At 44.8% G+C, this 21,265-nt stretch carries 19 protein-coding genes and 1 riboswitch; of the genes, 10 read left to right on the forward strand and 9 right to left on the reverse strand.

The window, feature by feature from the left end; translation table 11 throughout:
• Nucleotides 1-240 precede the first annotated feature (240 nt).
• Nucleotides 241-1,038, forward strand: a complete 798-nt coding sequence (locus tag BUC05_RS17780) for a hypothetical protein (RefSeq protein ID WP_011245400.1) — start codon at nucleotides 241-243, stop codon at nucleotides 1,036-1,038.
• Between the two features lie 3 nt (nucleotides 1,039-1,041).
• On the opposite strand, the gene BUC05_RS17785 is transcribed toward BUC05_RS17780, so the two are convergent.
• From BUC05_RS17785 to BUC05_RS17795, 3 genes are read right to left on the reverse strand one after another with little or no spacing between them, the layout of a single operon-like run.
• Nucleotides 1,042-2,571, reverse strand: coding sequence for a sodium:solute symporter family protein (locus BUC05_RS17785; protein WP_035205290.1), 1,530 nt, complete (start codon nucleotides 2,569-2,571; stop codon nucleotides 1,042-1,044).
• Nucleotides 2,568-2,828: a hypothetical protein gene (locus BUC05_RS17790; RefSeq protein ID WP_035205289.1), complete on the reverse strand. Its 261-nt coding sequence runs from the start codon at nucleotides 2,826-2,828 to the stop codon at nucleotides 2,568-2,570. Before BUC05_RS17790 ends, BUC05_RS17785 begins: the two co-directional genes overlap by 4 nt.
• A 14-nt stretch (nucleotides 2,829-2,842) precedes the next feature.
• Complete coding sequence (locus tag BUC05_RS17795) at nucleotides 2,843-4,054, reverse strand: CaiB/BaiF CoA transferase family protein (protein WP_035205288.1); 1,212 nt, start codon at nucleotides 4,052-4,054, stop codon at nucleotides 2,843-2,845.
• A 363-nt stretch (nucleotides 4,055-4,417) separates the two neighbouring features.
• Here BUC05_RS17795 and BUC05_RS17800 point away from each other — a divergent pair, with 363 nt between their 5' ends.
• From BUC05_RS17800 to BUC05_RS17810, 3 genes are all read left to right on the forward strand, one after another.
• Nucleotides 4,418-5,068, forward strand: coding sequence for a GntR family transcriptional regulator (locus BUC05_RS17800; protein WP_011245403.1), 651 nt, complete (start codon nucleotides 4,418-4,420; stop codon nucleotides 5,066-5,068).
• The gene (locus BUC05_RS17805; RefSeq protein ID WP_035205286.1) at nucleotides 5,061-5,957 is read left to right on the forward strand and encodes a hydroxymethylglutaryl-CoA lyase; all 897 of its coding nucleotides are present in this window, start codon (nucleotides 5,061-5,063) and stop codon (nucleotides 5,955-5,957) included. The genes BUC05_RS17800 and BUC05_RS17805 overlap by 8 nt, the downstream gene beginning before the upstream one ends.
• Nucleotides 5,958-6,460: 503 nt before the next feature.
• On the forward strand, nucleotides 6,461-7,699 hold the full coding sequence (locus tag BUC05_RS17810) for an MFS transporter (protein WP_035205285.1): 1,239 nt from the start codon (nucleotides 6,461-6,463) through the stop codon (nucleotides 7,697-7,699).
• Between the two features lie 196 nt (nucleotides 7,700-7,895).
• On the opposite strand, the gene BUC05_RS17815 is transcribed toward BUC05_RS17810, so the two are convergent.
• Nucleotides 7,896-8,729, reverse strand: coding sequence for a hypothetical protein (locus BUC05_RS17815; RefSeq protein ID WP_035205284.1), 834 nt, complete (start codon nucleotides 8,727-8,729; stop codon nucleotides 7,896-7,898).
• A gap of 58 nt (nucleotides 8,730-8,787) precedes the next feature.
• The gene (locus BUC05_RS17820) at nucleotides 8,788-8,976 is read right to left on the reverse strand and encodes a hypothetical protein (RefSeq protein WP_035205282.1); all 189 of its coding nucleotides are present in this window, start codon (nucleotides 8,974-8,976) and stop codon (nucleotides 8,788-8,790) included.
• A gap of 359 nt (nucleotides 8,977-9,335) precedes the next feature.
• On the opposite strand from BUC05_RS17820, the gene BUC05_RS17825 reads away from it, so the two are divergent.
• Genes BUC05_RS17825 through BUC05_RS17840 form a run of 4 tightly spaced genes read left to right on the forward strand, consistent with a single transcriptional unit; the run spans nucleotide 9,336 to nucleotide 13,953 of the window.
• Nucleotides 9,336-10,181: a MurR/RpiR family transcriptional regulator gene (locus BUC05_RS17825; RefSeq protein WP_051881253.1), complete on the forward strand. Its 846-nt coding sequence runs from the start codon at nucleotides 9,336-9,338 to the stop codon at nucleotides 10,179-10,181.
• A 47-nt stretch (nucleotides 10,182-10,228) separates the two neighbouring features.
• Complete coding sequence (locus tag BUC05_RS17830) at nucleotides 10,229-11,596, forward strand: GntP family permease (RefSeq protein WP_073305602.1); 1,368 nt, start codon at nucleotides 10,229-10,231, stop codon at nucleotides 11,594-11,596.
• A gap of 27 nt (nucleotides 11,597-11,623) precedes the next feature.
• Nucleotides 11,624-12,529 (forward strand): 2-hydroxy-3-oxopropionate reductase, encoded by a 906-nt coding sequence (garR, locus tag BUC05_RS17835; protein WP_035205278.1) that lies wholly within the window; start codon nucleotides 11,624-11,626, stop codon nucleotides 12,527-12,529.
• On the forward strand, nucleotides 12,526-13,953 hold the full coding sequence (locus tag BUC05_RS17840; RefSeq protein ID WP_035205276.1) for a four-carbon acid sugar kinase family protein: 1,428 nt from the start codon (nucleotides 12,526-12,528) through the stop codon (nucleotides 13,951-13,953). Before garR ends, BUC05_RS17840 begins: the two co-directional genes overlap by 4 nt.
• Nucleotides 13,954-14,088: 135 nt before the next feature.
• Here the strand turns inward: BUC05_RS17840 and BUC05_RS17845 are convergent, their stop codons facing one another.
• The 4 genes from BUC05_RS17845 to BUC05_RS17860 are packed head-to-tail and all read right to left on the reverse strand — an operon-like array spanning nucleotide 14,089 to nucleotide 17,915.
• Nucleotides 14,089-15,297 (reverse strand): M20 family metallopeptidase, encoded by a 1,209-nt coding sequence (locus tag BUC05_RS17845; RefSeq protein ID WP_073305604.1) that lies wholly within the window; start codon nucleotides 15,295-15,297, stop codon nucleotides 14,089-14,091.
• A 12-nt stretch (nucleotides 15,298-15,309) separates the two neighbouring features.
• Nucleotides 15,310-16,176: a MetQ/NlpA family ABC transporter substrate-binding protein gene (locus tag BUC05_RS17850; protein WP_011245407.1), complete on the reverse strand. Its 867-nt coding sequence runs from the start codon at nucleotides 16,174-16,176 to the stop codon at nucleotides 15,310-15,312.
• 37 nt (nucleotides 16,177-16,213) lie between these two features.
• Nucleotides 16,214-16,894: a methionine ABC transporter permease gene (locus tag BUC05_RS17855; RefSeq protein WP_011245408.1), complete on the reverse strand. Its 681-nt coding sequence runs from the start codon at nucleotides 16,892-16,894 to the stop codon at nucleotides 16,214-16,216.
• Complete coding sequence (locus BUC05_RS17860) at nucleotides 16,875-17,915, reverse strand: methionine ABC transporter ATP-binding protein (protein ID WP_073305606.1); 1,041 nt, start codon at nucleotides 17,913-17,915, stop codon at nucleotides 16,875-16,877. Before BUC05_RS17860 ends, BUC05_RS17855 begins: the two co-directional genes overlap by 20 nt.
• 144 nt (nucleotides 17,916-18,059) lie before the next feature.
• A riboswitch (SAM riboswitch) is annotated at nucleotides 18,060-18,163 on the reverse strand.
• Nucleotides 18,164-18,313: 150 nt separating this feature from the next.
• Between BUC05_RS17860 and BUC05_RS17865 the strand changes: the two genes are divergently transcribed.
• Both BUC05_RS17865 and BUC05_RS17870 read left to right on the forward strand, forming a co-directional pair.
• Nucleotides 18,314-19,222 carry an AraC family transcriptional regulator gene (locus tag BUC05_RS17865; RefSeq protein ID WP_160162503.1) on the forward strand — a complete coding sequence of 303 codons (909 nt, stop codon included), beginning with the start codon at nucleotides 18,314-18,316 and terminating at the stop codon, nucleotides 19,220-19,222.
• 260 nt (nucleotides 19,223-19,482) lie between these two features.
• Entirely contained in the window at nucleotides 19,483-21,150 is a 1,668-nt protein-coding gene (locus tag BUC05_RS17870; RefSeq protein WP_073305608.1) for a glycoside hydrolase family 43 protein, read from the forward strand.
• Nucleotides 21,151-21,265: the final 115 nt, after the last annotated feature.

Consider the following 21,265-nt stretch of genomic DNA (forward strand, 5'->3'; position numbering starts at 1 on the left):
ATCATCTTGAAAATAACAATAGGAGTTGGGGGGTTCTTTCTGGACAATAAAGAAAAGAAAGACGTAATGAAAGTATTATCTCTTTTTACTATAGGGGGAATTCTTGTTTTATTAGTCCCTGTTTTTTATCATTCTGTCCTCCCATAACTTACTTTCGCTTGAAAAAGACAACCAAAACAGTTTTTATCGCCCATTTAGATAAATCTATACAAATAAAACTAAAAAATTGAGGTGGAATGGATGATACAGGACAAGCAAATCGCCCTTTCGACAGAGGAATTTGTTGCTGCGTTAGTGTTATGTGGGTATGAGGAAGCGGCTGCAGATATTATAAATGAATTGCAATTAGCGGAAACGGAGGAGCAGCTTGTTACGTTTTCAAACCAGGCGGAAACCCTTTTAAACAACCGTGGTTACTGGGACGAAACACGCTCTAGCAATCTTGTCAAAGGGTTGGAAAGTTTTATCCACTTGCTGATCAAATCGCAGAAAAAAACACGCTGTGTCCATGGGAACCATGTGTTGATTTTTCATCAAATTGAAGGGGACGAAATGATTGTCCAAACGTTTAAAGGCATGGAGCATCGTTTTGAGCTGTGCAAACATTCGGATTCGCTATGGGAGCGTATGGCTGATTTCTTTGGCTTAGCAGACGAGGACGTTGACTTGCCCGAGAATTTTAGACTGAGATCCCAAGGGTTTGATCTGTTTTCGCAAGCGACAAGCGAGGAAATTGATGCGATTATCCGTGATCAAATTTATCCGGAGAACTTTAATATTTTTTTAGATGATTTTCGCAACCATGGCTTTTCACTGGACAACATCTCCATGATGATCTCTCATTATACCCGTGATGAAAGTGAGCTCATTCAAGTTAATTTCTTTCTAAAAAGCAGCAAAGGGTTCATGTGGTACGTCGACTATAGTCTAATTGAAGAAACAAACGAAATTCATGTAAAAGCACTGGCCCCAAAAGAGTGTTTTGAGGCCGCGGTCTATGTGATGCTCGATTTTTACAAGCACGATGCAGTGGAATAGGCCTTATCCGATTGTTGCTTTTTTGTCACGGAAGTCCGCGACTTTTAATTCCGTTCGTGCGATTGCTTTCTCTTGTTCTTCATGAGAAGCTGGCGCGATTAGTGAACCGATCACACAAATAGAGACATTTAAAGCAAGTCCAAGCACGCCGCCGTGAATACCGTAAAAGGTGTTGTTGCCTGTGAGTGTCATCAGCCCGGCGAGGAGCGCTCCAGCTAACATGCCGATAAAAACAGGTTTAGGGGCAAGCTTCTTCCAGTAGAGGCCAAGCCCAAATGCCGGGAACACTTGAACAAGCAATTCGAATTTCAAGACGAATATTTGGTACAACGTTCCTGGAGGGTTCCAAGCAATCCATAGCAGCAAGGCAACAGCGATTACACCGGCAACTTTGCCTACTTTTACTTTTTGTGCTTCTGTTGCTTTACGGTTTATGTATTCGCCATAAATATCTTTGGAAATGATCGAAGAAAAGCTAAGCAAAGCCGAATCGGCGGTTGAGATGATGGCTGATACGATCGCCCCGAAAAAAATGACCATTGCCCAATAATAGATGCTGTTTAAGGCTGCTACATCATTGGCAAGGATGCCAATCAGCTGTTCGGACTGGGCAACATCGAGATTCGGATACAGGGAAAGGCAAATAATGCCGACGATGAACACAAAACCAGTTGTAACTGGCGGCATCCACGCCATTCTTGCCAGCGACCGTTTTAACGTCCGTTCGCTTTTGGAAGAATAAATTCGCTGAATCGCATGGGGATAGATGATCGCACCAAACCCGATCAGCACAATCATGCTTAGCCAGTTGATCGATGTGATCGTGTCAGGGACGCCTATTTTCTCTGGAACGGTGTTTGCTAAATCTTGTGTCATTTCCGCGAAGTTGCCACCTGTCAATGTGAGGGCGCCAATTAGCAAGATAATGATGCCAACTAATAAGGACAGGCCTTGTAGGACATCGGTATAGGCAACTGCCTTCATGCCGCCCATCCATTCATAAGCAAGCATGACAAGAATAAACCCGATCACTGCATATTCATACGGAATCGCCCCGCCAGTTAGGCCGGCAACCGCATGGCCGATGGCAACAAGCTGCTCAAGCAAATAGTTGCAAAGCGCCCAAAGCATTAAGGCAACAGCGAGAAGCGTGACGCTTTTTGAGCGGAACCGGTGTGTGATCCAATCAGCGGGTGTGATAAATTGAAAACGTTTGGATAATACATAAAGGCGCGGCGCGATTAGCAAATACATGCCAATAATGATCGTCATAAAAGGAATCGATTGCAGCCACGAAAAGCCTTCCCGGTATGCGGTTGGTGCATAGCCGACAACGTTGTTTCCGCTATATTGGGTGGCATACAGCGTGAAAAATAGGGCAATCAGCCCTAGGTTTTTGCCTGCTAAATAATAATCGCCGAGTGTATTGCTCACTTTCTCGCCCCTGCCTGCCCACCAACCAATCAATAACGTGATGACAGCGTACGCACATAAAATAATGATTCCGTCTGTTCCGGAAAACGTTAAGTTCATAGGCTGCTCCTTCTTTCTTCGTCGGATTCTTCTTCAACGTCTTCAACAATATTCCACTGGCTAAACATTAACCAATTGATATAGCCGCATAGGGCGAGTGAGAGGATAATGGTAATCACAGCCCAATACGGGAACCCAAATATAAAAGGCTCAGCGCTACCCCGAGGCAAATACCATGGCGCGTTAAAAAGGACGAGCAAGCCCATTACCACCCAAATCCATGGCTTTTTCACAGGTTCTTTTATGTTCTTATCCATTTGGCACCTCCGTTTTATATAATTTGTCGTTTCTGCAAAGCGGATAACGCCTCATTGTCAAGGTTCAGCAACTGCCCGTAGACGGCTTCATTATCGCTACCAGGAGCAAGAGAGCCAGTGTGTTTGATCGCTCCTGGCGTCCGGCTAAGTTTAGGAACAACACTAGGCATTGGAAAAGGCCCAAGTGTAGGGTGATCGACGTGGACAATCATTTCCCGCGCTTGGTAGTGAGGGTCTTCAACCATCTCTTTTGCCGAATAAATCAGTCCAGACGGAACGCCTTTTTGTTCGAGAATCGCAAGCGCCTCCTCGGCAGAAAGAGAGGTTGTCCACCTTTCAATTCGTTCATCAAGCGCTTTCATATTTTCCCCGCGTGCTTCATGGCTGCAATAATCGGGATGGTTTGCCAACTCCGGTTCGCCCATCGCTTCACAAAGCCGGCGAAACACGCCATCTGCATTAGCGCCAATGACAATGAAGGTACGGTCTTTTGTCAAATAAATGTTAGAAGGAGCGATGCCAGGAAGCGTATTGCCCATCCGTTCACGGATCGCCCCTGCGAGCAAGTAGTCAGGCACTGTGCTTTCCATGACGGCAAAGACCGATTCATAAATCGCGGTATCGACGATTTGGCCTTTGCCTGAACGGTTGCGCTCTTGCAATGCAGCCAAGCAGCCGATTGCCGAAAATAAAGCCGCTAGTGTATCGCCAATCGATATGCCAATCCGGGATGGAGGACGGTCTTCGTAGCCAGTTACGTGGCGAATGCCGCCCATTGCTTCGCCAACGCTACCAAAGCCAGCACGGTTTTTGTATGGTCCTGTTTGCCCGAAACCGGATGTGCGTACCATAATCAGCCCTTCATTTTCTTTAGAAAGCGTTTCATACGAGAGTCCCCATTTCTCCATCGTGCCAGGGCGGAAATTTTCAATGATGATGTCCGATTTTTCGGAAAGCTTTTTAAAGAGTTGTTGCCCTTCTTGTTCCCGTAAGTTCAGTGTAATGGAGCGTTTATTCCTTGATTGGATCGGCCACCACAGCCCGATGCCATTTTTATGTTTTCCCCACTTTCGCATGGGATCTGGCTTATCCGGTGATTCGATTTTAATGACTTCTGCGCCAAAGTCGGCAAGCAATCTGCCCGTAAAAGGGCCGGCAATCAAAGATCCTAATTCAAGCACGCGAATGCCGTCCAATGGTAAAGGCGCTGGTGTTGAGTGTGACATACATACCCTCCTGTTGTTAGCGCTTTCTTTTAAAACAATCTATCACTTTGTATACAAAAAGTCTATCTTATTTGTTAGAAAAATTAGATATTGAGTCTTTTTACCTAGTATAGAATATTGGAATTTAAAGAGATAAATAGATTTAAAGGCGAATGATAACCACGTTTTAGCCAGTTAAATGTTTGTTATACGCGTCAATGTCGATTTTAAACAGAGTTTCTTTCTGTTAATATTCGTCTTTTTGTAGTGAGTGTATGATGAGGGAAAATACTTACTAAGATCGAGTGGGGATTGTTTTGTATACAACTTAAGCGTTGCCATCATTGGGAACATCAGCTACACTAATTTGAAAGAGGTGTGGCAATGAGCGTATACGAACTAATTAAAGAGGCCATCATAACTGGCCGCTACAAACAAGGAGAACGCCTAACTGAGGAAGCGCTTTCGATTGACTGGAATGTGAGCAGGACGCCTATTCGAAGCGCGTTAAAACAGCTTGAATTTGATGGGCTAGTCCAACCGCTAAAACGGGGATTTTTCGTCCGCTCCTTTTCAAAAGAAGATTTACGGCAAATTTACGATTTACGGGCAATGCTTGAAAGCTATGGCGCCGGGCAAGCTGCTCTACATCACCAATCAGAAGATTTGGCGGCCATCCAACAAGCAAACAGCCAGTATGAACAAACGATATTGGATTCGTCCTTGCCCCATGAAGAGCGGATCAGTGCGGTCATTGCTGCCAACACTCAATTTCATGATGCGGTATACCGTGCGAGCCGCAACCAGCATATCCAAGAATTAATCGCAAAAGTAGTCGTGTTGCCTTTTATTTACCGATCTTTTTATTGGTTTGGCGAAGAAGGGTTGCAGCAGTCTCTCGCTGCCCATAAAACGATTGTGGCAGCGATTGAAGAGAGGGATGGGGAACGGGCAAAAGCGGCAATGAACGAACATATTTTCAAAGGCAGGGATTATGTGCTTCATTATTACGAGGGAGGGGACAAATTTGGTTGAGATTTGTGAGGTTGGACCTAGAGATGGGCTACAAAATGAACAGGTAAGGCTGTCGGTGGAACAAAAAATAGAGATGATGGAACACGCTGCTCGTTCTGGCATTTCAAAAATTGAAGCCGTTTCCTTTGTAAACAAAAAGCTCGTTCCGGCCATGGCTGATGCCGAAGAAGTAATGGCCGCATGGCATCGCCGGGAAGGTGTCCGCATCGCCGGATTAGCGCTATCTCGTTCAGGAATAACACGTGCATTGCAAACACCAATTGACGTTCTCCATATTACCATTTCAGCAAGTGATGCATTTAATAAGAGAAATGCCAACAAAACCGTTGCTGAAGGCTTAAGCGATTTGCTTCCGGTTGTAGGCGAGGCAAGTACCCACTTGCCAGTTGTCGCGGTCATTTCCACTTCTTTTGGCTGTCCTTTTAGCGGGGACGTGCAAATGGAGACCGTGTTTTCGGTATGCGAGTCTTTCCTTAAAGCTGGTGCAACGGAAATGGTCTTGGCTGACACGACAGGGATGGCAAACCCTCGCCAAGTAGCAGAAACTGTTCGTGGGTTCTATCGTACATTTGGAGAGGATATTCCTTTAGGCCTCCATTTCCACAATACGCGGGGGCTCGGGCTGGCTAATGCAGTGGCAGGGTATGATGCAGGCGTCAGACGCTTTGATTCGGCTGTTGGAGGTCTTGGTGGCTGTCCCTTTGCGCCAAAAGCCACAGGAAACATTTGTACAGAGGACTTAGTCCACATGTTCCATGAAATGGGCATTGACACAGGCACCGACCTGGATGGCCTTATTACACTTGCCCAACAAGTTGAAAAGTGGATGGGAAAACGCCTTGAAGGCCTTGTCATGAAGGCAGGGAAGCGGTCAGAGCTTGCTGTGTAAACGTAGTAGTAAGCGTGTACTTAATAAAGGGTGTTTCGGATTCGGCTCCGCTTAGATCGAAAGCGCTGGTCAGCCAAGATGTGAAAGCACAGTAAAAAAGATGTAATAAGAGTGGTATCAATTGGTGGCGTGGGTAGCATTTTATTGTTAAGCGTGCCTATCCTTTTTACTTCATTTTTAAGTAAAAATGGTAAAAAAGCAGATAACACCCCGAAAATGAGGATTCACTTCATTGTCGGGGTGTTTTTACTAAAAATTTGATCATAACTCTGCCAAACTAACTTTTTTTGAGTGAATTTCATAACTCGCTGTTTTCAGTTCCGGAAATTTTCAAGCGTTAAAAAAAGGAGTCCTCCTTAAACAGTCGAAATGAGTTAACATGCGTTGTGTAGGAAAAGGATAACCCTCCACAACGCTTTTTTGTACATTGATTTTTCGTTGGAGAGGATTTGAAGAAGTTTGTATAAAATCCTGGCTTAAAAAATGGGGGAGGAGTTTACTACTTGGGGAATCGGGAACGAAAACTATCGATCGAGCCTTCACACTCTCTTTGGAAAAATCGCCCTTTTTTATTGTTATTAGGGAGTGATGCAACTAGTAACTTAGGGCTTTACATGTATATTGTCATGATTCCTTTATTGATGTATGACTTGACGGAAAGTGCATTGCTTATTAGTACAATGCGCTTAATGGAGTTTTTAGTAAGTGGCCTACTAGGGGTTGCTGCAGGCATTTTGGTTGACCGGATCAACCGTAAAAAAGTACTTGTTACAGCGGCGGGGCTTCAATGGGTGACAATCGCTCTTTTAACATTACTTTTGTTTTTTGAAAATGTACAGCTATGGAGTTTGTACTTCCTAGGTTTCTTCTTTGCTACGTCCGGTCTTCTACATACAAACGCCACACATGCTGCACTCCCACAGGTGGTACAGAAAGACCAGCTAACTGAGGGAAATGCAAAACTAGGCATCGTTTCAAACGTTGTGCGCTTGATTGGACCTATGTTTGCTGGGTTAACGCTTGCTGCCTTAAGCTTTGCTGGAACTATGGCTGTCCAGCTTGTCTTTATAACACTAACACTTCTATGTACGGTACTGCTGCCCTCTCTAAAAATAGAGGGGCTAGAAGATCGTGAAAAGATCACCTTTTGGAAAGATGCTAAAGAAGGGTTCCATGAACTCTTTAACAATTCACTGCTAAAAGTGACAACCGTCGTGATCTTTTTTCAAAACTTTGGCTTTAGTTTGATGATGGGAGTTTTGGTCTTTTTCGCAGTCGATCAGCTGCAAGCAACAGAAGCACAAGTTGGCTTGTATATTAGCATTGGTGCAGCGGGCGGGCTTGTCGGAGTGCTTATTGTTAAAAAGTTAGCCACACTCTTGCCAAGAGGGAAAATCTATACATATACGAACATGTTTGATGTGGTTGCTTTTACGATCCTTGCTTTCGCTACCTCTTGGTGGATGATTGCAATTGCTATGGCTTTATTTAATTTTTCCACAAGCGTATCGAATGTGATTTATCTTGCTGTCCGGCAAGAGATTACCCCTAATCAGATGCTGGGACGGGTTTCAGGCTCAATAGCAACGCTCGTGCAAATGACGATGCCGCTCGGGATTATCGCTGGCGGCTTATGGGCAGAGTTCCTTAATATTCGGTTTTTATTCGTGATTAATATTGTGTTATCCGCTGTTATCTTGATAAGTTTATTGCGCACGACTTTTCATAAAACGGTTAAATAGTATTTTTGTACAAAAAAGAAATCATAATGAGGCCGTTTCAACCCCGAGTTCCTTCATCCGCATCACGCCAGTAAAGGCTCACGGCAAGCCAGGTCAACACTCTAACCAAGGGGGAATTCACTTAATAACTTTGGGATTTAATCCGCTATATACAGTAAGAGTGCAGTCATAATTCTGCACTCTTACTATTGTGTAATTAAATTTGGTTACACAGCCATGAAGTACCAAAACCACAAATTGTGCTACAACTCAATCCACAAATAATAGCTGTTTTCAGCCCACCAGCTGAACAAGCTAAAGCCCATGAAACTCCACAGTGGTATATACATACAGCTTGAGTAGCATAACCGCAATACTCCGAGTTATTTGAATTATACAAATCGTTAGCCGGAGCCTCTCCTCTTAACTCATTTAGCTCATTTTCTAGAGATTCTGCATCGTTGTGTACGTCAGTGTAGCCATATCCAGAAATAAATGATTGTGCTTCTGAGAATGTAAACTCTTCTGTACCTTCTACGATTCCGCTAAAATACTGTGCATGCACATGTATTAATTCATTAGATTCCTTGTCATATACAACATCAATATTCCCAATTGAGTTACCATTCTCATGTCCAAAAATAACTTTTGACTCGTATACATCATTTACAGTTCCAGATACAACTGTAAGCTTATCATACCCAACAGTTCCTGCACTATCCTCGATCCTCTCAAACCCTTTCGATTTCAACCACTGGACAGCTTTAGAATAGTCGTTTTCAGTTCCACCTATGCTGTTTTCAAACCCTTTTAGTGTACTAAGTGCTTCACTAGGGTCTAGGAATTGAACCCCTTCTGATTGAGCGTTAATCTCTTCAATCGAAACATTCTCTGAAACATCTTCTTCTGCACCACAGTCACAACTCTCTGTAGATAGATTCTGATGGGCAGAAGCTTGTCCCACCATAGAAAACATGTTGGCTACTACCAAAGAGAATACGAAGAATAAAATGAATATTCTGTTTGTTATCGGCGTGTTTAGCCCTTGCATCCAATCACTCCTTCAAAGGTTTGTTTTATTTTAAAAGCCGTTTTACGGCTTTTAAAACCTAATTGAGTTTCTTAATGATTAGAGCTGTCAAGATAAAAAAGATAAAAGCCATTAATCCTAAAATGATGGTTGCAAGTGCGTGAATAGTAAAATTAAAAACTGTAAATATAGTGATGGAAAGTAGTGCGATACTAACACCAACTATTAAACCGCTAAACACAATCGTAATAGGAGATGCATTTTTCAAGATGTATCACCCTTTTAAAATTTTCTGTTATATATACGGTAACATCCATAAACTTTACGAGTCAACCCAAATTTAGAATAATTTCAATGAAAATTATTAATGAAATAAAAGAATAAATAAGATATTTCGGTATAGCCTAAAATTCCATGTATCAGCGTAAAAAGTGGTCAATAGGCCAAGAAATACTCTTCTTCTATAAAGGGAAAAATAAATAATATAGTAATTTAATGTAGTGAAACAAACAGAATAAAGCCTTTATTGTAGTTAAATTACAGAGAATAGAGGATATAAAGCAATTTAGAGTTGTGTAAGCGGTTATTTTGTAGTAAACTTACTAACATTGAAGGGGGTGTTGTTGCTTGGCTCGTTTTCAAGAACGGATTAAACAAAATGAAGCGTCATTGACAGGTTCAGAGAAGAAAATTATTACTCAACTAAAAAAGCATGAAAAGCCATTTTTGTTGTCCATGAATGAATTGGCGCTTTTAAGCAAAGTGAGTGAACCAAGCGTTGTTCGCTTATATAAAAAGTTGGGCTACAGCAGCTACCAAGAGCTAAAAGTCGCGCTTGCTCAGGAACTAGCTGAAATCAAACCGGCATCAAAAGAAAGCGCTGACATTAAGGCTGAGGATCTGGCTGATACGGTGTTTGTCAAAATGAGTGAACAGATTACAGCAGCTTTGACGATGACCAAACATGCAATAGAGTTAGAGAAAATGGAGGAAGCGATTGGCAAACTCCACGCAGCAAAACGCTTGTATTTCTTTGGCCAAGGCTTATCGGGAACAATTGCAGAGGACGGCGCCCACAAGTTTATGCGGCTAGGGGGGATGACGTTATCAGTGAAGGACCCCCATTATCAGGCGATTTATGCGAGTCATATGGATAGAGGGGATGTCGTTGTTGCCATATCCCATTCTGGGGAAACAATTGATATCATCAATGTTTGTGATATGGCGAAAAGCAATGGTGCATGCCTCATTGTCATTACATCGAACAAAAATACGACACTTGCTTCGATGGCTGATTATTTGCTGTTGACGCAAGCGGCTGAAACAAATAGGCAACCTGATGCTATGGTTTCCCGTGTCATTCAACTGGCATTAATCGATACGCTTTATTTACGGGTGGCGGCAATGGCTGGGCCAAAAGGAAAGGAAAATGTAAATAAGTCGCGCTTAGCCGTGACGCGGATGAAGAAATAGCGCCTGTCGATCGAAATAGAGAAGCTTTCAAAAGTTGAGGTGTGTTTATGTTAGAGGGGTACAGTTTAATTGTTGGCTTTGTGATTGCCCTAACATTATTGTTTTTGTTGATTATTAAATTTAAATGGGATGCCTATATTGCCTTGCTTGTTGTCGCCCTCGGCCTTGGCTTAGTATCCGCAATACCGACTAGGGAACTTGCTGGCATCATTGCTACCGGGTTTGGCAATACGTTAGCTGGCGTTGGGATTTTAATAGGTCTTGGCATTATCTATGGGCAGCTGCTTGCCTCTTCAGGGGCGATTGAGAAAATTGCTGTCTCGATGCTAAAGGCATTTGGTGTCAAAAACTCGCCCTACGCATTGGCTGCAACAGCAACAACGGTAGCGATTCCTGTGTTTTTTGATGCCGCTTTTGTCATTTTAAACAAACTGGTGCAAAGCTTGGCGCTTAAAACCAAACTGTCACTGGCGACACTTGTTGGCATTCTCTCCATCGGGCTAATCGTTTCACACAGCGTCATTATCCCGACGCCAGGCCCACTTGTAGTAGCAGACCAAACCGGTGTCGATATCGGCGTCTTTTTTCTTTATGGCTTGCTTGTTGCTGTTGTGGCCACATTGGTTGGCGGCGTCATTTACAGCAAGACCGTTGGAGGGCGGATCCCCACAGGCCAGCGTTTAGCAGATGCTGAAAAGGAAATTGCTGCTGCGGCCGACATTGAACAACAGAAGGAAATTTCGGCATGGTTGTCTTATGTCATGCTGGCTTTGCCGATTGTGCTCATTTTAGCGAATACGTTAATGAATAATATTATTTTTCGTGGCAATGAAGACGCTTTCTTGCCGACTGTTTTTGCTTTAGTCGGTGATAAAAATGTTGCGCTTTTAATTAGTGTTATTGCCGGCATTTATGTATTGAAGCCTTATTTGCGTGAAAAACCAAAAGTCGTTTTAAATCAAGCGTTTGAAGCTTCAGGCATGATTTTGCTCATTACTGGGGCCGGTGGCGCGTTTGGTTCAGTCGTCCAAGAGACAGGGCTTGGCGATCAACTGATTGCCGTGATGCAAGGCTTGAATATGCCAGCGCTGCTGCTTGCATTTGTGTTCGCGCAAATTTTGCGGGCATCCCTTGGAAGCGCTACCGTTGCCTTGATCACAACGTCGTCTATTCTAGGCCCAATGGCCGGAGAACTAGGGGTATCGCCGGTTTTGCTTGGGCTTGCAATTTGTGCTGGGGGCATTGGGCTTTCCTTGCCAAATGATTCAGGCTTCTGGGTTGTTTCCAAGTTTGGGCGCCTATCGATGGTCGAAACGATTAAAGTGTGGAGTATTGGCGGTTTTGTTGCGGGAGTGACAGCGCTCGGCTTCATTTATTTGCTAAGTCTCGCATCGGCATACATGCCAGGGTTATAAATAAAGAGAGATAAAGGTGTGGTAGAAATGAAAACACGCGTTGGCTTTATTGGATTAGGAATCATGGGTGCGCCAATGGTGCGCAATCTACTAAAAAAAGGCTATACGGTGTCAGTGTATGACGTTCAGCAAGAGCGAATCGACATGCTTGCAAAAGAAGGTGCTTTTCCAGCTATTTCTGGAAAAGCAATAGCGCTAAACAGCGATGTGGTCATCACGATGTTGCCAAAAGGTGAACATGTCCGTTCAGCCATATTTGGCGCAAATGGCGTTATGGAAGGTGCCGAGAAAGGCATGGTGATTGTTGATATGAGTTCAATTTCACCAGTCGACTCGCGGCAACTGGCACAACAAGCTTCTGAAAGAGGCGTTGTCTTTTTAGATGCACCTGTCAGCGGTGGCGAGCCGAAAGCAATTGACGGAACGCTGGCAATTATGGTTGGCGGCGACGAGACGGTATTTGAATCAATTAAACCGGTTCTTGCTGCGATGGGGACAGACGTTGTCCTTGTAGGCGAATCAGGCTGTGGAGCGACTGCGAAACTAGCCAACCAAATTATTGTTAATTTGAACATTGCCGCCGTTTCAGAAGCGTTGGCACTGGCAGCCAAAGCGGGCATTAACATTGAAAAAATGTACGAAGCAATCCGTGGCGGGCTTGCTGGAAGCACGGTGCTTGATGCCAAAGTGCCAATGATCCTCAACCGTGACTTTAAAGCTGGCGGACGGGTTGATATTAATTTAAAAGACTTGACTAATGTGATGGATACAGCCCATGCATTGTCTGTACCGTTGCCGTTATCAAGCCAACTGCTGGAGATTTTCCATGCATTAAAAGCCGATGGGAAAGAAGCGCTCGACCATGCAAGCATTGTCCAACATTATGAAAAATTGGCCAATGTCATAGTGGAGAGGGAGGCATTGAAACAATGAAACATTTACATGCAAAAACGGTTTTAAACACGCTTCCCGCCATTGACCGTACGCTTGTACAGCAGTCATTAGAGCAAGAATTAAAAGAATCTCTTTATAAAATGATTGTTCTTGATGATGACCCGACAGGCATCCAAACCGTTCACGGCGTTTCTGTTTATACCGATTGGAGTGAAACATCCATTCGCGCAGGCTTTCGTGAAAGCAACCGCCTTTTCTTTTTGCTGACCAACTCGCGCAGCTTTACCCGGAGCGAGACGACCGCTTGCCATAAAGAAATTGCGGAACGGGTGCAGCGCATCTCTGAGGAAGAGGGCATTCCGTTTGTACTCGTAAGCCGTGGTGATTCAACGCTTCGTGGCCATTATCCGCTGGAAACAGACGTATTAAAACAGACGATTGAAGGCATGTCGGAAATTCGTTTTGACGGTGAAGTGGTGATGCCGTTTTTTAAAGAAGGAGGCCGATTGACAATCGGCGATGTCCACTATGTCCAAGACGGGGAGTCGCTCGTTCCTGCCGGGGAAACCGAGTTTGCGAAAGACCGGACATTTTCGTTTTCAGCTTCTCACCTTGGCGAGTGGATTGAAGAGAAGACGGAAGGCGAGTATACAAAAGAACAGACGATCTATATTCGTTTACAAGATTTGCGTGAAAAACAAGTCGACGATGTCAAAGAGCAGCTTATGAAAGCGCAAGGGTTTCAGAAAATCGTTGTCAATGCTGTCGAGTATAGCGATGTTGAGATCTTTGTAACCGCCTTTATGAAAGCTCTAAAAGCAGGCAAGCATTTTCTCGTCCGCAGCGCCGCTTCGTTGACAAAAGTGCTTGGCGGTGTGGCCGATAAACCGCTGTTAAAGAAAGGCGACCTTGTTGACGAGGCAGCAACGAACGGAGGCCTTGTTATCGTCGGTTCCCATGTAAAAAAAACGACAGACCAGTTGCAACAACTTCTTGATAGTGGACTCGTAGAAGGGGTTGAATTCGACGTCCATCTAGTTCTTTATCCTGATCAATTTGAACGGGAAGTTGCCAGAGTCCGTCGTGAATGCGAGGTGGCTATTGCTAGTGGCCGATCGGTAGTCTGTTATACGCGGCGAGAACGCCTTGATTTAGGTGACAATCAGGCGGAGGAAGAATTAAAATTGGCAGTAAACATTTCTGATGCCGTTACGAGTATTGTCCGTGACTTACAAGTTAGGCCTAAATACATTGTCGCAAAAGGCGGCATCACATCGAGCAGTATCGGCACGAAAGGGTTGGCTGTTAAGCGCGCTGAAGTGCTAGGACAAATACAACCAGGTATTCCTGTATGGAAAACAGGGAACGAAAGCAAATTTGCAAATGCGACGTACATTATTTTTCCTGGCAATGTTGGCCGGCCCGAAACATTAAAAGAGGTTGTAGAAGAGTTAGAACAATGATAAACAGCTAGTGATTGCCGATTCTTTATGGGCCCGAGATTTGCAAAAATGGCATAATGATAGGAAGCTAAGGAGCGATCAATCAACGTACTTAAGATAAAAAAGGAGTGCCATAACTGGGGCACTCCTTTTTGGTTATACAACTGCTTGTGCTGCTGCGTGTTTCCGTTCAGCATGTTCTTGCTTAGCTTTTGCCAGCAATTCTGGCTCGGTTAATAGCTGAAAGCCGATAAGGGCTAGGCCTTTTGCTCCGGTAATGAGCGCTTGATTGCCTTGGGGCGAAGCGGCAGCTTCCCGGAAGGCAACCGTGTGGCCGACTAAATCGTCTGGGCCGATTTTAATGTAAGGGTGTATCGTAGGCACCACTTGGCTAATATTGCCTGTGTCCGTGGAGCCGAGACCGTCACGTTCGTCTGTTTGGACGTCTTCGCCTAGCTCTTTAAAAATGGATACAAATCGTTCGTTTAAGACATCGTTTGGCAGCAGGTCGTCGACTTTGTTTTGGAACTCAACAATTTCAAGAGTTGCCCCTGTAGCAAGGGCAGCCCCTTGGGCAATCGCATCGATTTTTTGGCGGATGATGTCTGTTTTTGGACGTGTATTGGCGCGAATGTAAAAGCGTGCCCGTGCATAGTCAGGGACAATATTAGCCGCGTCGCCTCCGTCAGGAATGATGCCATGAATGCGCACATCATCGGTCACATGCTGGCGCAATGCATTAATGCCATTAAAAAGTTGAATGACCCCATCAAGGGCGTTAATGCCTTTTTCAGGCGCACCGGCAGCATGAGCTGGCTTGCCATGAAACACATAATCGACAGGGTCGACAGCGAGAGAACGGCCTGATACTCGTGTCTCTCCGCTAGGGTGGATCATCAGTGCAGCGTCGATGCCAGCTAAGAGCCCTTCACGGACAAAGCTGCCTTTCGCGCTGCCGTTGTCGCCGCCTTCTTCAGCTGGTGTACCGAGAACGACGACACGCCCACCTGATTCATGGAGTTGTTCCCCTAAGGCAATGGCTGCAGCGACGCTTGTAGTGCCGATAATGTTATGGCCGCAGGCATGGCCAATGCCAGGCAAGGCATCGTATTCAGCTAGAAAAGCAATGGTTGGTCCAGCTGGGTCGCCCTTTTCGGCAAAAAAGCCGGTTTTGTGGCCAGCCACATCGAGTTTGACACTAAAGCCAGCGGATGTAAGGAGCTCCGTTAGTTGGGAAGAAGCAAACACTTCTTCATTGCCGATTTCAGGGTTTTCATGGATTTGCTGGCTTGTGCGAATAAAGATTTCTGCTTGGCTGTCAATCGCTGATTCAATTGCTTGCTTTGCAAAAGTATAGGTCGGCATTGGTTTCGCTCCTTAACGTGGATAACTGTTTAACTCATCCAGTGAAATGTAGGTTGGGATAGTGGCGCCTGCGTATTCTTCTTCAATAAACGTCTTGACTTCATCACTTTGGTAAATGTCGACAATGCGCTGTAGGACAGGGTTGTCTGCGTCTTCGCTTCGTGCCGCTATGATGTTAATGTACGGCGTAGCTGTTTCGCTTTCCAAGGCAATCGCATCTTCAGGTGGAACGAGCCCGGCATCAACGGCAATGCCATTATTGATGAGGGCTGCATCCACGTCTTCCATGAGACGAGGAGCGTTGCCAGCGACAATTTCCGTTAATTTAATGTTTTTTGGATTGTTTTTAATTTGGTCAACGCCGCTTGTAACGCCGAAGTCATCTTCTAGTTCAAGCAGGCCTGCTTCTTGCAAGAGCATTAAGTTGCGTGCTTGGTTCGTCGCTTCTTTATCAATGGTAATCTCGGCACCATCAGGAATGTCGTCAACTGAATCATACTTAGTGGAATAAAGCCCCATTGGCGCAAGCACTGTAGAACCGATCGCTGTTAAGTCAAGGTCATGTTCTTCGATAAAGTGGTCAAAATAGGAAATCGTTTGGAATGCATTGGCGTCGATTTCGCCGTCGGCTAGAGCCTGGTTTGGCTGGACGTAGTCATTAAAACGAACAATTTCAATTTCAATGCCTTCTTCAGCAGCAATGTCAGCAATGAAGTCCCATTGCGGCGTATCTGTGCCAGTAACGCCAATTTTGACGCTAACAGGATTGTCGGGGCTGTAGTCCGTCGTTTCGTCTAAGCTGTCTGCGCCAGCATTGCAAGCAGTGAGGGCAAATGCGGCTAAAATGGAAAGCGATGCGGTCGTAACTGTCTTTTTCATAGATGGTTTCTCTCCTCTTTCATATCTGTAGGTCTCTTTATCGTCTACGGACGCGTTTCGATGAAATGTTTCCTAAAGATTGCAAGCCTTGGACAATGACAATTAACAACAATACTGTGATGAGCATCGTGCCATTGTCAAAACGCTGGTAGCCATATGTGATCGCTACGTCGCCAATTCCGCCTGCGCCAATTGCTCCTGCCATCGCTGTCGCGCCAACAAGACCGATCGTCGCTGTTGTTAAGCTGAGAAGCAAAGAAGACAGCGCTTCGGGTAAGATGAAGCGAAAAATAATTTGCGCTTTTGATGCGCCCATTGCGTCAGCGGCTTCAATAATGCCAGGTTCCACCTCAAGCAGCGAGTTTTCAATTAACCGGGCAATATAAGGGCCGGCGTAAAACACGAGCGGCACAATCGCGGCCGTCGTTCCAATCGCAGAGCCCATCAAAAAACGGGTAAAGGGAATCAGCGCCACCAACAAAATGATAAAAGGCACAGAGCGGAGCACGTTAATGATTGGGTTGAGCGTATGGAACACAAAGCTGTTTTCGAGTATGTGCCCTGGCCGAGTAACAACAAGGGTAACACCAAGCAAAATGCCGATCACCCCAGAAAACAACAAGGACCAGCCGACCATATAGACAGTTTCATATAAGGATTCGAGCAATAGCTCGCTTGTAATATTAGGGCGAATTGCTTCAGGCAGCCACTCGAGCATCGCCTGTCACCTCCTTCGGTTGAAGCGGATGCGATTTTAAGTAATTGGATGCTTCTGCAAGTATTTCTGGTTCTGCCCGTAAGTCGAAGTAAATCCGCCCAAACGATGTGCCTTGAATGTCGTTCATTGTCGCATGCAAAATGTCAACTTCAATGCCAAATGTCTGGATTAACGAGCGCAGCAAATCTGAGTGGGAGCTATCGCCTGTGACAGTCACTTCATAAATGCGCCGGTTCGGTTCTTTCTGCTGCAGCGCTTCTTTGACACGGGCAGGCAGGCCAGTCGGGATAATGGAGCGGACGAATTTTTCCGTTGTCGGATGTTGTGGACTTGAAAAAATCGACAACACCGATCCTTCCTCGATGATGCGCCCCTTTTCCATAACGGCGACTTTATCGCAAATCTCGCGAATGACCGACATTTCGTGTGTAATCATTAAAATCGTAATGTTGTATTCAATGTTTATTTTCTTTAATAGGTGTAAAATCGAGCTTGTCGTATCTGGATCAAGAGCGGAAGTGGCTTCATCGCAAAGCAACACTTCTGGGTTCGTCGCAAGCGCTCTGGCGATGCCGATCCGCTGTTTTTGCCCTCCAGACAATTGTTCTGGATAGTTATCTGCCTTGTCGGATAAACCGACAAATGACAGGAGTTCGGTAACTCTTTTGCGAATGTCCGCTTTTGGCGTTCTTGTCAATTTTAATGGCGTGGCAACGTTGTCGAACACTGTTTTGCTTTGGAGCAAGTTAAAATGTTGAAAGATCATGCCGATATTTCGTTTTGCCTTTTGCAGTTCTCGGCTTTTTAATGTGGCCAAATTAACACCATTAATGAGGACCTCGCCAGATGTCGGTCGCTCAAGCAAGTTGGCACTTCGAATGAGCGTACTTTTCCCGGCGCCGCTAAAACCAATCACACCATAAATTTCCCCTCGGGCGACATGTAAATTCACGTTGTCGAGGGCAGTGACTGTCTGGTTGCCTGAATGAAATGTTTTTGTCACTTGTTTAAATTCAATCACGAAAATTCACTTCCTCTTAAATTAAGTAAACAGCTATGCTTACTGGGTTTTTAAGTCTTGTTCAACAACGGATTTGGCCTTCTTTTAAGAAAAACGAAAAACCCCTCTTCCTGGAAAGAAAGAGGGGTGAATGTTCAATTCAATCTCTTATCTCCCAGGACGTAGTCCTGCTGGAATTAGCACCTTCCGCTCATGGCGGGGTTGCTGAAGCATCATTGGGCCAGTCCCTCTGCTCCTCTTAATAAGAATTCGTATACAGTTAAAGTTGTTGAAATTAAGTGTAGCAAAAGCAACTTATCTTGGCAAGAGAAAATTTTTACACTTTACCGCAACAAATCGATGCGCCTTTTTCCTAAAAGAGTTTGTCGCTATAATGGAGAAAAATGGAGGAGAGCGCTTTGAACCTCATTTTTAAAGGTAACGGGCAGACAAGTGAAGATATAATCAAACGATTTTTAATCAGCGAATCGGTTTACCCAAATACGAAAACGGAACTTGAACTGTTTGGCGTCCATGTTCGTACAGTGAAGGGCTCATGGTTCTACCCAGAACATCAGCATGCTATTTATGAAATCAATTGGGTCATAGAAGGGCAGCAAATTTTTACAACGAATGGGAAGCGCCATGAACAAAATGCTGGTGACTTGGTGCTCGTAAGGCCAGGGGAATTTCACGCCAGCAAAGGTGGAAATACAGAGCCTTTCACGTATTTATGCATTCATTTTAATATTGATGACAAACTGTTTTTACCTTATTTAACCAATATCGATCCATTGTTTTTTAAAGCCAGTGGCAGCCTCGCCAAAAAAATGGCGCCATTTCTCGAACGGATTGCTAAATTGCTGGGGCACCATACCTTTGGCCTCGTCGAAAAAATGAATATGCAAGCAGTGATGTTTGAAATGCTGGGCATGCTTGCGCTGGGGCTCGAAGAGTTAGAAGGCAAGCGTCTTTCTGAACGGAGCGTTGCACTCGCCTATCAAATAGCGGAGCAAATTGAGCGCAACTTGGAGGGAGGCGGACAGTTAGAAAAAAGCAATATTGAACAAATTGCCAAAAAACTGAACATAAGTGTTTCGTATTGCAATCAATTGTTTAAAAAAGTATACCAAATGTCTCCGCGCAAGTATTGGTCCTTTAAACAGTTAAATAAAGCAAAAGCGCTGTTGGTGCAAAAAGATGTGACGATTGAAATGGTTGCCGATCAACTTGGCTATTACGATATCTCCCATTTTAGCCGCCAATTCAAACGCTGGACTGGCCTAGCACCAAGCCAGTTCCGCGCCAAACATGAGTCACTTTACTGAAAATAATTTACGAGGGAGCAGGCATGCCACAATGTCTGCTCTCGTCTTAGGAGGGAGCGTATCAGAGCTTTGCTTTCTGGCGAGTAAACGTTCGATCTGCAATTCCCCTCGTTTTCACTCTGAATCTGGCTTTTATCAGGCCCATGTTTGAAGCCCTTTTGTGCAGGTATGGGTAAATAATGCGCAGAAACGTACATGTTTTTCCCTCTAATTGGTTGGTAAAATGAAAGCGGTAACAAAAATGAATAAGGAGCGGACAAATGATACGAAACCCTGTTTTAAAAGGCTTTAATCCAGACCCGAGTATTTGCCGGGTGGGCGATGATTACTATATGGCCGTTTCCACGTTTGAATGGTTTCCCGGTGTACAAATCCACCATTCCCGTGATTTAGTCAACTGGCGCCTCATTAGTCGGCCACTTAATCGCATCAGTCAATTAAACATGATTGGCAACCCCGATTCTGGTGGTGTGTGGGCGCCGTGCTTGAGCTACTCCAATGGGAAATTTTGGCTTGTTTACTCTGATGTAAAAGTAGTGGAAGGCAATACGTGGAAAGACGGCCATAACTATCTTGTGACATGTGAAACGATTGATGGGGAATGGAGCGAGCCTATTTATTTGAACAGCTCTGGCTTTGATCCTTCTTTATTCCATGATGAAGACGGGCGCAAGTATGTGGTGAATATGGTGTGGGACCAACGGGTGTACAATCATCGTTTTTATGGAATTTGCATACAGGAATACAGCGTATTGGAAAAACGATTAGTTGGTAAACCGCAAATGATTTTTAAAGGGACGGAATTAGGGTTAACAGAAGCCCCTCACCTTTACCAGGCAAACGGCTATTATTATTTACTGACAGCAGAAGGTGGAACGAAATATGAGCATGCGGCCACAATTGCCCGCTCGAAAGATATTTATGGCCCTTACGAAGTCCATCCACAAAACCCAATATTGTCGAGCTGGGCAGATCCAAGCCATCCGTTGCAAAAAGCTGGCCATGCCTCTCTTGTAGAAACGCAACATGGCGACTGGTATATGGCTCACTTATTAGGCCGGCCCATTAAGAGGCAAGGGAAGAAGCTCTTAGAGGAGCGAGGCTTTTGCCCACTTGGCCGTGAAACGGCGATCCAAAAAATAGATTGGAAAGATGACTGGCCTTATGTTGTCAATGGCCCTTTGCCATCAGTAGAAGTCGCTGGACCAAAATTGCCAGAAGTTCAATGGCCACAAGACTATCCCGAGTGTGATCCATTTGATCACCCGGTGTTAAACCACCACTATCAAACATTGCGAATTCCATTTAATGAGGAAATTGGTATGATCGACCATGAAGCGGGCATTCTGCGCCTGTTTGGGCGGGAATCACTCCACTCCAAACATACACAAGCACTTGTCGCCCGCCGCTGGCAAAGTTTTCACTTTGACGCTGCGACGGAAGTATCTTTTTACCCAGAAACGTTTCAACAGGCAGCCGGGTTAATTTGCTATTACGATACTGAAAATTGGGTTTCGCTTCAAGTAACTTGGCATGAGCAGAAAGGACGGATTTTAGATCTTGTCCAATGCGACCATTTTCATGTCTCCCAGCCATTGCAAGGCAGCGAAATCGTTGTGCCAGAACAGGCAGCCACTGTCCACCTTAAAGTCAGCGTCCGTTACGATACATTCTCGTTTGCTTATTCTTTTGATGGCAGCCATTTTGAGGATATTGGCGTTTCTTTTGACACCTATAAACTTTCTGACGACTACATCGCCCATGGTGGGTTTTTTACAGGAGCGTTTGTCGGCATGCATTGCCAAGACACGTCAGGTGTACGCAAACATGCAGATTTCCACTCGTTTTCTTATCACGAGTTAGAGAGCAACAGTCTCAATCAAGCAGAAGGAGGTACAAGCGCTAGGAAAAGTGTGATTCATGGGTGACGGACTAGGAGACGACATACGATTGCTTGGAAAAGTGAAAAGCAAACGATATCGAAGGGGGAAGGAAGTTTATACAATCGCTTTTCGTATAAATGCTTGCCAGTCTGGCTTCCCC

The sequence above is a fragment of the Shouchella rhizosphaerae genome (assembly GCF_900142675.1).
Taxonomy (GTDB): Bacteria; Bacillota; Bacilli; order Bacillales; family Bacillaceae_D; genus Shouchella; species Shouchella rhizosphaerae.

Bases quoted from the DNA above. Each gene is read 5' to 3' on its own strand.
- BUC05_RS17780 (WP_011245400.1), top strand. From the start codon at position 241: ATGATACAGGACAAGCAAATCGCCCTTTCGACAGAGGAATTTGTTGCT.
- BUC05_RS17785 (WP_035205290.1), bottom strand. From the start codon at position 2,571: ATGAACTTAACGTTTTCCGGAACAGACGGAATCATTATTTTATGTGCG.
- BUC05_RS17790 (WP_035205289.1), bottom strand. From the start codon at position 2,828: ATGGATAAGAACATAAAAGAACCTGTGAAAAAGCCATGGATTTGGGTG.
- BUC05_RS17795 (WP_035205288.1), bottom strand. From the start codon at position 4,054: ATGTCACACTCAACACCAGCGCCTTTACCATTGGACGGCATTCGCGTG.
- BUC05_RS17800 (WP_011245403.1), top strand. From the start codon at position 4,418: ATGAGCGTATACGAACTAATTAAAGAGGCCATCATAACTGGCCGCTAC.
- BUC05_RS17815 (WP_035205284.1), bottom strand. From the start codon at position 8,729: ATGCAAGGGCTAAACACGCCGATAACAAACAGAATATTCATTTTATTC.
- BUC05_RS17830 (WP_073305602.1), top strand. From the start codon at position 10,229: ATGTTAGAGGGGTACAGTTTAATTGTTGGCTTTGTGATTGCCCTAACA.
- garR (WP_035205278.1), top strand. From the start codon at position 11,624: ATGAAAACACGCGTTGGCTTTATTGGATTAGGAATCATGGGTGCGCCA.
- BUC05_RS17840 (WP_035205276.1), top strand. From the start codon at position 12,526: ATGAAACATTTACATGCAAAAACGGTTTTAAACACGCTTCCCGCCATT.
- BUC05_RS17845 (WP_073305604.1), bottom strand. From the start codon at position 15,297: ATGCCGACCTATACTTTTGCAAAGCAAGCAATTGAATCAGCGATTGAC.
- BUC05_RS17850 (WP_011245407.1), bottom strand. From the start codon at position 16,176: ATGAAAAAGACAGTTACGACCGCATCGCTTTCCATTTTAGCCGCATTT.
- BUC05_RS17855 (WP_011245408.1), bottom strand. From the start codon at position 16,894: ATGCTCGAGTGGCTGCCTGAAGCAATTCGCCCTAATATTACAAGCGAG.
- BUC05_RS17870 (WP_073305608.1), top strand. From the start codon at position 19,483: ATGATACGAAACCCTGTTTTAAAAGGCTTTAATCCAGACCCGAGTATT.